The organism is Rhodoferax sp. GW821-FHT07F03, assembly GCF_059418745.1.
Window position 1 is genome coordinate 404,548 of record NZ_JBWKQM010000002.1, and the last position, 11,874, is coordinate 416,421.

12 protein-coding genes, 3 pseudogenes and 1 other annotated feature are annotated in these 11,874 nt (G+C 61.5%); of the genes and pseudogenes, 4 read left to right on the top strand and 11 right to left on the bottom strand.

Annotated features, from left to right (window positions below; translation table 11 throughout):
• Positions 1 to 21: 21 nt before the first annotated feature.
• From glcF to AC07R0_RS04530, 4 genes are all read right to left on the bottom strand, one after another.
• Positions 22 to 1,254, bottom strand: a complete 1,233-nt coding sequence (glcF, locus tag AC07R0_RS04515; protein ID WP_495103948.1) for a glycolate oxidase subunit GlcF — start codon at positions 1,252 to 1,254, stop codon at positions 22 to 24.
• The gene (gene glcE / locus AC07R0_RS04520) at positions 1,254 to 2,348 is read right to left on the bottom strand and encodes a glycolate oxidase subunit GlcE (RefSeq protein ID WP_495103949.1); all 1,095 of its coding nucleotides are present in this window, start codon (positions 2,346 to 2,348) and stop codon (positions 1,254 to 1,256) included. The genes glcF and glcE overlap by 1 nt, the downstream gene beginning before the upstream one ends.
• Positions 2,348 to 3,841, bottom strand: a complete 1,494-nt coding sequence (locus AC07R0_RS04525; protein ID WP_495103950.1) for an FAD-linked oxidase C-terminal domain-containing protein — start codon at positions 3,839 to 3,841, stop codon at positions 2,348 to 2,350. The genes glcE and AC07R0_RS04525 overlap by 1 nt, the downstream gene beginning before the upstream one ends.
• A 167-nt stretch (positions 3,842 to 4,008) precedes the next feature.
• Positions 4,009 to 4,515, bottom strand: coding sequence for an Lrp/AsnC family transcriptional regulator (locus AC07R0_RS04530; RefSeq protein ID WP_495103951.1), 507 nt, complete (start codon positions 4,513 to 4,515; stop codon positions 4,009 to 4,011).
• Between the two features lie 136 nt (positions 4,516 to 4,651).
• Here AC07R0_RS04530 and glmS point away from each other — a divergent pair, with 136 nt between their 5' ends.
• A complete protein-coding gene (gene glmS, locus AC07R0_RS04535; RefSeq protein WP_495103952.1) occupies positions 4,652 to 6,532 on the top strand; it encodes a glutamine--fructose-6-phosphate transaminase (isomerizing) in 1,881 nt (626 codons plus the stop codon).
• Positions 6,533 to 6,781: 249 nt separating this feature from the next.
• On the opposite strand, the pseudogene AC07R0_RS04540 reads toward glmS, so the two are convergent.
• The 4 genes and pseudogenes from AC07R0_RS04540 to AC07R0_RS04555 all read right to left on the bottom strand — a co-directional run.
• Positions 6,782 to 6,898, bottom strand: a pseudogene (locus AC07R0_RS04540) (P-type conjugative transfer protein TrbG); the annotation flags it as partial.
• A gap of 68 nt (positions 6,899 to 6,966) precedes the next feature.
• The gene (locus AC07R0_RS04545) at positions 6,967 to 7,176 is read right to left on the bottom strand and encodes a hypothetical protein (protein WP_495103953.1); all 210 of its coding nucleotides are present in this window, start codon (positions 7,174 to 7,176) and stop codon (positions 6,967 to 6,969) included.
• A 383-nt stretch (positions 7,177 to 7,559) separates the two neighbouring features.
• The gene (locus AC07R0_RS04550; RefSeq protein ID WP_495103954.1) at positions 7,560 to 8,288 is read right to left on the bottom strand and encodes a hypothetical protein; all 729 of its coding nucleotides are present in this window, start codon (positions 8,286 to 8,288) and stop codon (positions 7,560 to 7,562) included.
• Positions 8,255 to 8,824 (bottom strand): N-acetylmuramoyl-L-alanine amidase, encoded by a 570-nt coding sequence (locus AC07R0_RS04555; protein ID WP_495103962.1) that lies wholly within the window; start codon positions 8,822 to 8,824, stop codon positions 8,255 to 8,257. Before AC07R0_RS04555 ends, AC07R0_RS04550 begins: the two co-directional genes overlap by 34 nt.
• Before the next feature lie 396 nt (positions 8,825 to 9,220).
• On the opposite strand from AC07R0_RS04555, the gene AC07R0_RS04560 reads away from it, so the two are divergent.
• Both AC07R0_RS04560 and AC07R0_RS04565 read left to right on the top strand, forming a co-directional pair.
• Complete coding sequence (locus AC07R0_RS04560) at positions 9,221 to 9,661, top strand: XRE family transcriptional regulator (RefSeq protein ID WP_495100088.1); 441 nt, start codon at positions 9,221 to 9,223, stop codon at positions 9,659 to 9,661.
• Positions 9,658 to 10,950 (top strand): type II toxin-antitoxin system HipA family toxin, encoded by a 1,293-nt coding sequence (locus AC07R0_RS04565; RefSeq protein ID WP_495103955.1) that lies wholly within the window; start codon positions 9,658 to 9,660, stop codon positions 10,948 to 10,950. Before AC07R0_RS04560 ends, AC07R0_RS04565 begins: the two co-directional genes overlap by 4 nt.
• Before the next feature lie 46 nt (positions 10,951 to 10,996).
• Here the strand turns inward: AC07R0_RS04565 and AC07R0_RS04570 are convergent, their stop codons facing one another.
• From AC07R0_RS04570 to AC07R0_RS04580, 3 genes and pseudogenes are all read right to left on the bottom strand, one after another.
• On the bottom strand, positions 10,997 to 11,218 hold the full coding sequence (locus AC07R0_RS04570) for a hypothetical protein (protein WP_495103956.1): 222 nt from the start codon (positions 11,216 to 11,218) through the stop codon (positions 10,997 to 10,999).
• Positions 11,219 to 11,293: 75 nt separating this feature from the next.
• Positions 11,294 to 11,506 (bottom strand): annotated as a pseudogene (locus AC07R0_RS04575) (transposase); the annotation flags it as partial.
• A gap of 2 nt (positions 11,507 to 11,508) precedes the next feature.
• Positions 11,509 to 11,743: pseudogene (locus tag AC07R0_RS04580) on the bottom strand (IS3 family transposase); the annotation flags it as partial.
• Positions 11,633 to 11,751, bottom strand: a sequence feature (AL1L pseudoknot). It overlaps the preceding pseudogene by 111 nt.
• On the opposite strand from AC07R0_RS04580, the gene AC07R0_RS04585 reads away from it, so the two are divergent.
• The coding region (locus tag AC07R0_RS04585; RefSeq protein ID WP_495103957.1) for a hypothetical protein at positions 11,684 to 11,874 on the top strand (191 nt) is incomplete at its 3' end. It overlaps the preceding feature by 68 nt. The pseudogene AC07R0_RS04580 and the gene AC07R0_RS04585 sit on opposite strands and share 60 nt — an antisense overlap.

Below are 11,874 nucleotides of genomic sequence, written 5' to 3' on the forward strand. Positions count from 1 at the left end.
TACCTGCGCTGGAGGCTTATTTCATTCGTAAACCAGAGCGGCATCCAGAACCTCCACCCAGTGCTTCACCGGCGTGCTGGTGCCGCTTTGCAGGTGCTGGATGCAGCCGATATTGGCCGAGACGATGGTTTGCGCACCCAGCGGCTCCAGATGGCCCAGCTTGCGGTCGCGCAGCTGGGTGGCCAGCGTGGGCTGCAGCACCGAGTAGGTGCCGGCCGAGCCGCAGCACAGATGGCTTTCGCTTTGCGTCAGCTGCACCTTGAAGCCCAGCGCGCCCAGATGCGTTTCCACCCCGCCGCGTAGTTTTTGCCCGTGCTGCAGTGTGCAGGGCGGGTGGAAGGCCAGTTGTTGTTGGGTGCCGGGCCGCAGCTTGCCTTGAAGTGCAGTCACCAAATCAGGTAGCAGCTCGCTCAGGTCGCGCGTCAGTGCGCTGATGCGTGCAGCCTTGGCCGCATAGGCCGGGTCGGCGGCCAGGGCGTGGCCGTAGTCTTTCACCATCACGCCGCAGCCGGACGCATTCATCACGATGGCCTCCACCGTGTTGGCTTCCACCAGCGGCCACCAGGCGTCGATATTGCGGCGCATATCGGCCAGGCCGCCACCGTGGTCGCCCAGGTGGCTGCGGATGGCCCCGCAGCAGCCGGCGCTGGGCGCCACCAGCGTCTGGATGCCGGCAGCGTCCAGCACGCGAGCGGTGGCGCTGTTGATGTTGGGCATCATCGCCGGCTGCACGCAGCCCGTCAGCACCAGCACCTTGCGCGCGTGTTCGCGTGTGGGCCAGGGCTGGGCCGGTGTGGCCTGGGGCACCTTGTTCTTTAGGGCTTGCGGCAGAAGCGGGCGTAGCGCCTGGCCGGCTTGCATTGCCGGGGCGAACAGCGGGGATGTAAGGCCTTCCCGCAAGATCCAGCGGGCGGCCTTCTCGGTGGCGGGACGCTCCACGCGTTCGTCCACAATGCGCCGGCCTATGTCTACCAGCTGGCCGTATTCCACGCCGCTGGGGCAGGTGGATTCGCAGTTGCGGCAGGTCAGGCAGCGGTCCAGGTGCTGCTGGGTGCTGCGCGTAACTTCCGCGCCCTCCAGCACCTGCTTCATCAGGTAGATGCGGCCGCGCGGGCCGTCCAGCTCGTCACCCAGCAGCTGGTAGGTGGGGCAGGTGGCAGTGCAGAAGCCGCAGTGCACGCATTTGCGCAGAATCGCCTCGGCGGCCTGGCCGTCGGCAGTGTTCTTGAATTCGGGGCTGAGGTGGGTTTGCATTACAAGTTTGGATACAGACGGCCAGGGTTGAAGATGCCGGCCGGGTCCATGGCGGCTTTCAGCGCGCGTTGGATGCGCTGCAGTGGCGCCGACAGCGGGGTGAATACGCCATCGTGCCGGTGGTCGGCATGGAACAAGGTGGCATGGCCGCCGGCCTGGGCTGCGGCGGCGCGTATCTGCTTGGGCGTGGCAAAGCCGCGCAGCCAGCGCAAGGCGCCGCCCCATTCGATGAAGCTCTGCCCCGGCAAGTCCAGCGGCGGCGTGGTGGCGGGTACGGAGATGCGCCACAGCTCCTCGCCACGCGCCAGGTGCGCAGCATCCAGTTGGAAGAAATGGTGGCCTTGGTCGCGCACCAGCTGCCACCAGGTGGCGGCCATTTCGGGCTCCTGCAGCGTGCCGCCCAGGCGCTGGCAGGCCGCGCGCACGGCGGCCTGGGCACCGGCCAGGCGCAGATGCAGGTGGCCCGCATGCCAGCTACTGCCGTTCAATGGCAGGGGCTGACCGGCCCAGGTGTGCAGCTGCTGCAGGGCCGTGGCTTCGTCCATCTCGAACACCAGGGTGGCGCTGGCGGGCGGCGTGGGCAGCACCTTCAGCGATACCTCGCAAATGATGCCCAGCACGCCCATGGAGCCGGCCAGGGCGCGTGACAGGTCGTAGCCGGCCACGTTCTTGATCACCTGGCCGCCAAAGCTGAGCAACTCGCCCTTGCCGTTGAGCACCGTGGCACCCAGCACGTAGTCGCGCACCATGCCCACATGCGGGCGGGCGGGGCCGGACAGGCCGGCGGCCAGCATGCCGCCGACCGTGCCGTGGGCGTTAAAGCGCGGCGGCTCGAAGGGCAGGCACTGGCCTTTGGCGGCCAAAGCGGCCTCCAGCTCGGCCAGCGGGGTGCCGGCGCGCGCGGTGACGACCAGCTCGCTGGGCTCGTAGCTGCTGATGCCCGCCAGGTCGCGCATGCTGAGCGGCTCGCCGTGCGGCTTTTCGCCGTAAAAGGCCTTGCTATTGCCGCCTTGGATGTTGAGGGCTGTCTTGTGTGCGTGGGCGGCTTGCACCCGCTCTATGAGGTGCTGCAGCGCAGTGTCGGTGTGGGCCATCAAAACCTCGGCAAATGGGGGAAGGGCAGCATGCCGCGCAGCACGGTCATCTTGCCGTACTCGGCGCAGCGCTGCAGGCTAGGGATGACCTTGCCGGGGTTTAGCAGCTCCAGCGGGTCGAAGGCGCGCTTCACGGCCAGCATCTGCTCACGCTCGGGCGCGCTGAACTGCACGCACATGGAGTTGAGCTTTTCCACGCCCACGCCGTGCTCGCCCGTCACAGTGCCGCCCAGGCGCACGCTGGTTTCCAGAATATCGGCGCCGAACAGTTCGCAGCGGTGCATCTGGTCGGGGTCGTTCGCGTCGAACAGGATTAGCGGGTGCAGGTTGCCGTCACCGGCGTGGAATACGTTGGCGCAGGCCAGGCCGTATTGCTGTTCCATGGCTTCGATGGCGCGCAGGATCTCGGCCAGCTTCTTGCGCGGAATGGTGGAATCCATGCACATGTAGTCGGGGCTGATGCGGCCCGACGCGGGGAAGGCGTTCTTGCGCCCGCTCCAGAACTTCAGGCGTTGGGCCTCGTCCACACTGACGGTGCAGCGGGTGGCGCCGTTGGCCTGCAGCACGGCTTCCATGCGGGTGATTTCTTCTTCCACCTCTTCGGGTGTGCCGTCGCTCTCGCACAGCAGGATGGCGGCGGCGTCCAGGTCGTAGCCGGCGTGGACGAAGTCTTCCACGGCGGCGGTCATGCGCTTGTCCATCAGTTCCAGCCCGGCGGGGATGATGCCGGCGGCAATCACCGCTGCCACCGCATTGCCGGCCGATTCCACATCGGCAAAGCTGGCCATGACGCAACGCGCCAACTGTGGCTTGGGCACCAGCTTGACGGTGACTTCCAGCGTCACGGCCAGCATGCCTTCGCTGCCAATGACCAGGGGCAACAGGTCCAGGCCGGGTGTGTCCAGCGCCTCGGAGCCGAATATGACTTCTTCGCCCTCCACGGTGTAGCCGCGCACACGCAGTACGTTGTGCAGGGTCAAGCCGTATTTCAGGCAGTGCACTCCGCCCGAGTTCTCGGCCACATTGCCGCCTATGGTGCAGGCGATCTGGCTGCTGGGGTCCGGCGCGTAGTACAGGCCGTGGGGCGCGGCGGCCTCGCTGATGGCCAGGTTGCGCACGCCGCACTGCACGGTGGCGGTGCAGGCCAGTGGGTCCACGGCCAGGATGCGGTTGAACTTGGCCAGCGACAGCGTCACGCCCAGCCGGTGCGGCATGGCCCCGCCGGACAGGCCGGTGCCCGCGCCGCGCGCCACCACCGGCACCTGCAGGCGGTGGCAGATTTGCAGCACGGCCACCACCTGGGCCTCGGTCTCGGGCAGCACCACCAGCAGCGGCGGCGTGCGGTAGGCGGTCAGGCCGTCGCATTCATAAGGCGTGGTGTCTTCCCGGCGCGACAGGATGGCCTGTCGGGGCAGGGCGGCGGCCAGGGCTTGGGCCACTTCGGCGCGGCGGGTCTGCAGCTGGGCGGTGTCTTCTAACGTGGGGGTATTCATGGCAGTGCGGGTGGGCTGTCTGCCACTATAAGCAGATGCGTTGCCTGCCGGGTTGAAATTTCTGGTGCCGACGCGTGCAGAAATTGATGCTTAGGTACGTCTGTACCTGTGCTACGGAATTCGTAGCTGCTAGCGCAGGTGGTTCCTGCGCTAGCGGCCGTTTTTCTTTAAATGCTGTTGCGCGACACCGCGGACCCCATGGGAATACGGGGCTCGAACTTACTGCGCTTCAGGCTGAAGAACGCCTTCACATTGCGCACATTCGCGTCGCTGGTGAACAGGCGCTGCGCCAGGGCTAGGTAGTCCGGCATGTCACGGGCAAACACGATAAGGCAGAAGTCCGGGCCAGGCGACACGCGGTAGCACTGCTGCACGGCCTCGTCTGCCGCTACGCGTACCTCAAAAGCGGCCAGGTGCTCGTCGCCCTGGCGGTCCAGGGTGATTTCCACGATCGCCGTCAGGCCGTGGCCCAGCTGCGTGGCCAGTTTGTCGTTGTCCAGTATTGCGACCTGCCTGGCGATCAGGCCCGAGTCCACCAGGCGCTTGACGCGCCGCAGGCAGGTGGGGGCCGAGACATGGACCAGCTCCGCCAGCGCCAGATTGCTCAGCGAAGCATCCTGCTGCAGCTGTTGCAGTAGGCGCAGATCAATCGCATCGAGTTCTATTTGTTCCATAAATTAAATAAATTTTTACTTTAATTTCTTAATAAATTTAGTAAGAAATATTATTCCATTAAATATGAAATATTGAAACCAATCTTCTCGTGCTCAGGCTTAACATGCCGGCACAAACAAACTGTTGGAGTCTTTTATGTGTGGCATCGTTGGCGCTGTATCTACCCGCAATATCGTCCCCATCCTGGTCCAGGGCCTGCAGCGCCTGGAGTACCGGGGTTATGACTCCTGCGGCGTGGCCGTGCAAGGCATGGGCCCGGATGCACAGCACACCGGCACCCTGCGGCGCGCCCGCAGCACCTCGCGCGTGGCCGAGCTGATAACGCAGGTGAGCGAAGACAAGCTGGAAAGCGGCACCGGCATCGCCCACACCCGCTGGGCTACCCACGGCGCGCCGGCCGTGCACAACGCCCACCCCCACTTCAGCCACGGCCCCGGCGCCGATTCCGCCAGCCGCGCCGGCCGTATTGCCCTGGTGCACAACGGCATTATTGAAAACCATGAGGAGCTGCGCGCCCAGTTGCAGGCCAAGGGCTATGTATTCACCAGCCAGACCGATACCGAGGTCATCGCCCACCTGGTGGACAGCCTGTACAACGGCGATCTGTTTGAAGCCGTCAAGGCTGCGGTGTTGCATCTGCACGGCGGCTACGCCATTGCCGTGTTCTGCAAGGACGAGCCGCACCGTGTCATCGGCGCGCGCGCCGGCTCCCCGCTGATCCTGGGCGTGGGCCAGGGCGAAACCTTTCTGGCCAGCGACGCCATGGCCCTGGCCGGCGTGACCGACCAGATCGTCTACCTGGAAGAGGGCGACGTGGTGGACGTGCAAATGGGCAAGTACTGGATTGTGGACAAGGCCCACAAGCCCGTCACCCGCGTGGTCAAGACCGTGCACGCCCACAGCGGCGCCGCCGAGCTGGGCCCCTACCGCCATTACATGCAGAAGGAAATCTTCGAGCAGCCGCGCGCCATCGGCGACACGCTGGAAGGCGTGACCGCCATCGTGCCGGGGCTGTTTGAAGGCCCTAACGGCGGCGACGCCGAAGCCGTTTTCAAAGACATCGACTCGGTGCTGATCCTGGCCTGTGGCACCAGCTACTACAGCGGCTGCACCGCTAAGTACTGGCTGGAAAGCATCGCCAAGATCCCCACCCAGGTGGAGATCGCCAGTGAGTACCGCTACCGCGACTCGGTGCCCAATCCCAAGACTCTGGTGGTCACCATCACCCAGTCCGGCGAAACCGCCGACACCTTGGCCGCGCTGCGCCATGCCCAAAGCCTGGGCATGCAGCACACGCTGACGGTGTGCAATGTGTCCACCTCGGCCATGGTGCGTGAATGCAAGCTGGCCTACATCACCCGCGCGGGTGTGGAAATCGGCGTGGCCTCCACCAAGGCCTTCACCACTCAACTGGCAGGCCTGTTCCTGCTGACCCTGGCCTTGGCCAAGTCCAAGGGCCGCCTGAGCGAGGAAGAAGAGGCCGGCCACCTGAAAGCCATGCGCCACCTGCCCGCCGCGTTGCAAGCCGTGCTGGCGCTGGAGCCGCAAATCATCGCCTGGGCCGAAGACTTCGCAGTGAAGGAAAACGCGCTGTTCCTGGGCCGTGGCCTGCACTTCCCCATCGCCCTGGAAGGCGCGCTCAAGCTCAAGGAAATCACCTACATCCACGCCGAAGCCTACGCCGCCGGTGAGCTGAAGCACGGCCCGCTGGCCCTGGTCACCAGCGAAATGCCGGTCGTGGCCGTGGCCCCCAACGACGCCCTGCTGGAAAAGCTGAAAAGCAATCTACAAGAAGTGCGTGCCCGTGGCGGCGTGCTCTACGTACTGGCCGACGCCGACTCCCACATCGCCAGCGGTGAAGGCCTGCACGTGATCCGCATGCCGGAGCACTACGGCGCGCTGTCTGCGTTGCTGCATGTGGTGCCACTGCAGCTGCTGGCGTACCACACGGCGTGTGCGCGGGGTACGGATGTCGATAAGCCACGGAACCTGGCTAAGAGTGTGACGGTGGAGTGAGGCTTTATGCTATAAAATTTATAGCACAAACTGAATATTCCATAAGCGATAGAGGTATTTATATACGGGAAAATACAGTTCGTCGAGAGCTTGCAAAAAAAGGGGCTACTGGCCCCTTTTTTGCGACGCTTGTATTCAGTGAGGAACCCACGTTCTACATCCTGAATGTGGCGGCTGGCGGATAGGCTGCATCTGGAGTCGATTGACTATCGGGCGTCATTCCGGCGCTTGGTGGGGTAGCGGCTTCTACGGCGGGTTGCTGCCACTGACCGCGTAGCGAAAGCGAATCTTCTTCAGTGATAGGCCCGACTCCACCGGTGCGGCAGCATTGACCGCCTGCACCTGATGCTGTAGGGCCAGCACCTGCCCTTCGGGTTGGGTCCAGTTGGGGGAAGTCGCCAAGGACCGGTGCAGGGAAATAGGCGGAATACTCATCAATCCTTGAGACTCACACCCAAGGCATCCAGCTTCTTTGCGTAAGAGTCCCTGCGTTTTGCTGCTTTTGTCGCTGCGTCGACGGCAGCTTCGATGGCCTTGGGCCCCTTTTTCGCAGCTGCTTTGATCAATCCGAATTTGTGAGCGGCATCTGCCTCCGCCCGCTTGAAAGTGGTGATGATTTCGGTATGGGCAACAGATGGATTCACAGGTGTACGCTTGCACAACCGGCGAGTATCAACAACAAGGTTGACAGCAGAAGTCTGCTCAGCACTATTTTCATTGGATTCCCCTCATCACCAGATGATCTGTAGACATCCTGTAAGCACAGCTCACTTACACCCACTGTTGCTTTTGTCGCATTGAGTGGGCTCCGGGCCCAGTCCCAACTTCCAAATCTCGTGGCCGTTGGGGCGCAAAAGAGGCCGACCAAGTGGGCATACCGATCGATATGACTGAGCTGCCGCGTGGCGGGACAGAGCTTGCCGGAATGCAAAAATTAAAAACTTTGGAAACGCCTCAACGCCACCTTGTCGACTGACCTCGCTGGCGATGGTTCAACCGCATCGGCTTCGCGGCGTGTTCGAAGTTTTCATGCCGCTTGTAGCTCGAATCCTGGGGCACTCTGGCCTGGCCAGAGCTCGTATTGCACGAAAGCTCCGGCCACACCACCAGACCTGGGACTGGCTGTAATTCCAAGCGCCCGCGCCGCCGCAATGCTAATCTCCCCTATCTTGTTTGTGGGCCCTAGATCAGCGACCACGCAGTCCACGGACTTGCCACGGTAGGTCACCCTTGCGCGGCAGCCGCGCACGATCCCCTTGGTGCGCTGCACGATGATGGGCGGCACCACAATGTAGGAGACAGTTTCGGCGTCTACATAGGCCGTCGGATCGGAGGTCGCCTTGCTACGGTCTCGGTACCAAGTAACCGATGCGATGTTTCCGCCGGGGAAGATCTTGGGCTGGTTGTCGACATCTAGAAGAACCACACTACGAGCCCACCCAAATTTGCACATCACTTTGTTACCAACAATGGTCAGGCCTCCATTTGCTAGTGATTCGCTACCTGTGTCATCGACCCGGTAGGCCCAAGGCTTAGCGTTCTGACCATTTGCGTCATCGGCGTCAATGTCGGCATCAGCTACGAAATGGACTCTTCCGTCGGGATCTTCCATGATGGATGCGACGAAACCATCGGCAGCGATGGTTCCTATCAAGTGCCCCGTTAGCGTCGGCGGCGCATCGGTCGTCGCGTCGACCATGGAGGGCAGATTGACCGTGGTACCTAGTCCTGCTTCATTGAAATCAGCGGCAAGCACATACGATGCCTCTGCGGTCGTATACGCCGGATCCCAGTGCGTGTTCTCCGGAGCCTGGCTGTGTCCATAGTGTCCCCCGTTGTGTTCCACAGCATGGCATCCCTTACGTGGCCGCCAGGATCCTGCCCACCAATCGCTGGCCGTGGTGCTCCACCAGGCCACACCCTTGGAACCCCATGCGTGGCCTCGATCCAGCGACAAAGCCGGGCGACGTGTGCGAGTGATCGCGCATCTTTGGGCTTACCCGCAAACCCGACTAGCTCTATTTGGATAGCAGAGTCTCGATTGGTTTCAACGCCACCCTTTGCATTACGCAGTGCCATCGATCCGAAGTCGGTGTCGACGTGTTGGTAAATCGTCGTGGCATCCACGGTGAAATGCGGGTCGTCTCCATTCTTGCGGAACGTCGACATGGCGCCTGCAGCGTCATTACTTTCCGTGGTGTGGTGAACGATTTTGAACGGGCCACCCAGGTAACAGCCACAGCCCGCTGGGTTGGTGATCGGGTTCCACTTTGCAAACGGACATCTCGCCATGACTTCCCCTTGTTGGTACACCGTTGCGACACCGGAGGCGAGCCGCACCCTCGACGTCACTGTCGTGACTTCGTCAGCCAACGTCAACACGAGATTTCAAGCACTGGAAACTAGTTTCATCAAAACTAAGGAGGATTACGGCGGCAGAGTATGCAGTTCGTTCACGATGGGAATCCGGCGGACCTACTGACACAGCAAGAGGTGTGTTGATCGGCTATTGTTTTCGGAGCGGGGTCACGCTATGCGGTCCGCCGAGGCTCCGTTGGTTAGCTTCAAGACCATCCAAGATTCGCCTCGGGACGGCCACTAAGCGGCTCCTGTGAAGCATCAAGCGACACGAACCACATGGATAACATATGGTTTACTGAACTAGCTATAAACGATAAACTATATGTTATGACAAAAGCATCCTCTGCCCTGACCCAGATGCCGCCATCAACGGTTGCGGCGCTGGCGCAGCTCGGGGCCGACCTGGCTGTGGCGAGGCTTCGCCGCAAGGAGTCGCTCAAGACGTGGGCGAAACGCATTGGAATAAGCGTTCCTACGCTGCTGCGCCTGGAGGCCGGCGAACCCAGCGTGAGCCTGGGCGTGCTTGCCACCGCACTATGGCTCGTTGGCCGCGACTCGGCGCTGGCGACGTTAGCAACGCCACAGGAAGACCGGGGAGCGCTCGAACTGGATGTGCGTCAGGCCGAAGCACTTGGCAAAGCGAGGGTCCGCGCAACGGCAGAGGCAAAAATGAAAAACGCCTTGATGCGGCAGAACAAAGAAGCTGAAACTGCCCCAAAGGGCGCATCCAATAAGCCGAAGATGGCGCAGAGGAAGCAGGGAGCATGAGACACAACGACCTGTATCTGTGGTTCCTCTCCGACCCGGCTGCACCGCGTTACGTGGGCAGGCTCCGGTTGGTCGACGCTGGCAAGGGAGTCTCCCTTCAGTATGGTGCTGATTGGTTGGCCAGTGGATTCCCAATCAGCGAAGATCTATTGCTCGTGGACATCGAACAGCTGCCGCGATGGAAGGGCATGGCGGTGGGTGCCGTGGATGACGCCCGACCTGACCGCTGGGGTGAGCGCGTCATCCAATACCTTGATAAGCCTGCGCGCTTGTCCATCATGGAGTACCTGTTTTATGCTGGCGACGACCGCTTTGGTGCACTTGGAGTGTCGACCTCGGCTGACGCATACGTCCCGCGCCCCAGGAGCCCGTTGCCGCGGCTAGCCCAGGCGCAACAGCTCAGTGAAATCGTCCGAAAGGTCAGCGCCAAGGAACAGGTCAACGACATCGAACGAAAGATGCTGGCCGCTGGTGGCAGTTTCGGGGGAGCAAAACCCAAAGCACTCATCGAAATCGCCGGTGAGCAGTGGGTCATCAAGTTTTTCAACAATGAACCTATCGACGTTCCGCTTATTGAGCACGCGTCGATGACACTTGCCAAGTTGGCCGGTATCACAGTCGCCGAGACAAAAGTTGTATCGCTCGTCGGTGAGCATGCGTTGGCGGTGCGCCGTTACGACCGTAACGGCGTTATGCGCATCCATTGCATCTCGGCTGGTACCGCATTGCGCGCCGAGACCGTTGCGGGGCAAGAGCCGGAGCTGGGCTACCCGGGCCTGGCCCAGCTGCTGCGGCGTGCGGGCGTAGCCGAAGGGAGCCTCAACCTGCTCGACATGCAGGAGCTGTTTCGCCGCATGGTGTTCAACATTCTTATCGACAACACCGATGACCACGAGAAGAACCACGCGCTGATGGTGGTCGCGCCGACCAGGCAGGGAAGATATCGGCTGAGCCCTGCATATGACGTGCTGACCACGAATTCAGGCCAGGGGTACCAGGAGTTCATTGTCGGAATCGACTTGCGTGACTCAACCCTCTCCAATGCCATGTCGCAGTGCGAGCTTTTTGGTTATACACCGGCGCAGGCCGCCGCCGAAGTCGTACGCGTCATTCAGGTGGTAGGCGGGTGGCGCAAGCACTTCGCCGAATGTGGCGTCTCGGACGCCGATCTTGATAGCCTGGCAGAACGCATAGACGGCGACCAGTTGCTTGGCCAAAGGCAGAGCTTCAATCCCGCTGACTATGCGACCCCTGCGCGACTGCGGCGTCGGAGCCCTTTTGCAAAATAGCTGGCCCTTTTGGGTATCGTGTAAAAACGCGCTGTTTTATCCTCGCTCAACTGAGCAATTCAACGACGGTATTAACAGTATCACCCCCAAAAGAGTTCAATATATCTCGCAAACTTTCAACTTGATTGTTAAGGAGGGTAGTTGCACTTGTTGTCTCTTCTACCAATGCTGCATTTGGCTGAGTCAATACATCCAGATGTGAAATAGCGTGGTTGATTTGAGAAATGCCCAGGCCCTGTTCCGCGCTTGCAGACGCTACTTGGTCCATTGCTTCGGCCACATTCTTGATGTCAGCCTCCAGAACGCCGATGACTTCCCCCGCGTCACGAATGGAAGGGCGGATTCAACCGGTCGATGCAACAGTTTCGCTGAACATCTCAGCGGGCGTATGGAAACCATGCGTCTTGCGCGGCCTTTCGTTCAATTGTCTCGCGATTGCGTTGAGTTGAAACTGTGAGAAGCCCGAGATATTCAGGCCCTTTGGCATGTACTGTCGCAGTAGGCCGTTCGTGTTCTCGTGGCTTCCACGTTGCCAGGAGCTTTGCGGACCGCAGAAAAGTAGGCCTGCGTATTAGCGTGCCAGACGCATTCAATCTGTCGCATCAGCATCTCGTCTCTGGTGAGTCCGAGCACAGCGCGTGTGGGGTGCGCGCAGCAACGCCGCATGCCGACGATACGCCGAAGGGGCAATCTACAAAATCTGGCACAGCGGCTCGACCCCATAGGCATCGCAATGCTTATCGACGAAGGCCCTCAAGACTTCAGTCGGCGGTTGAGCTCCGCCTGGGCGAAAGCGAAGCTCCTACAAAACCGCGTTGGCCAGCTTCAGTATCTCGTTGAAGCTGTAAAAAAAACTCCTGGCACGACGTTTGCGATCCATCCGACCAAGGAGATCGCGACCATGGCCCGCTACAAACCCCAAGA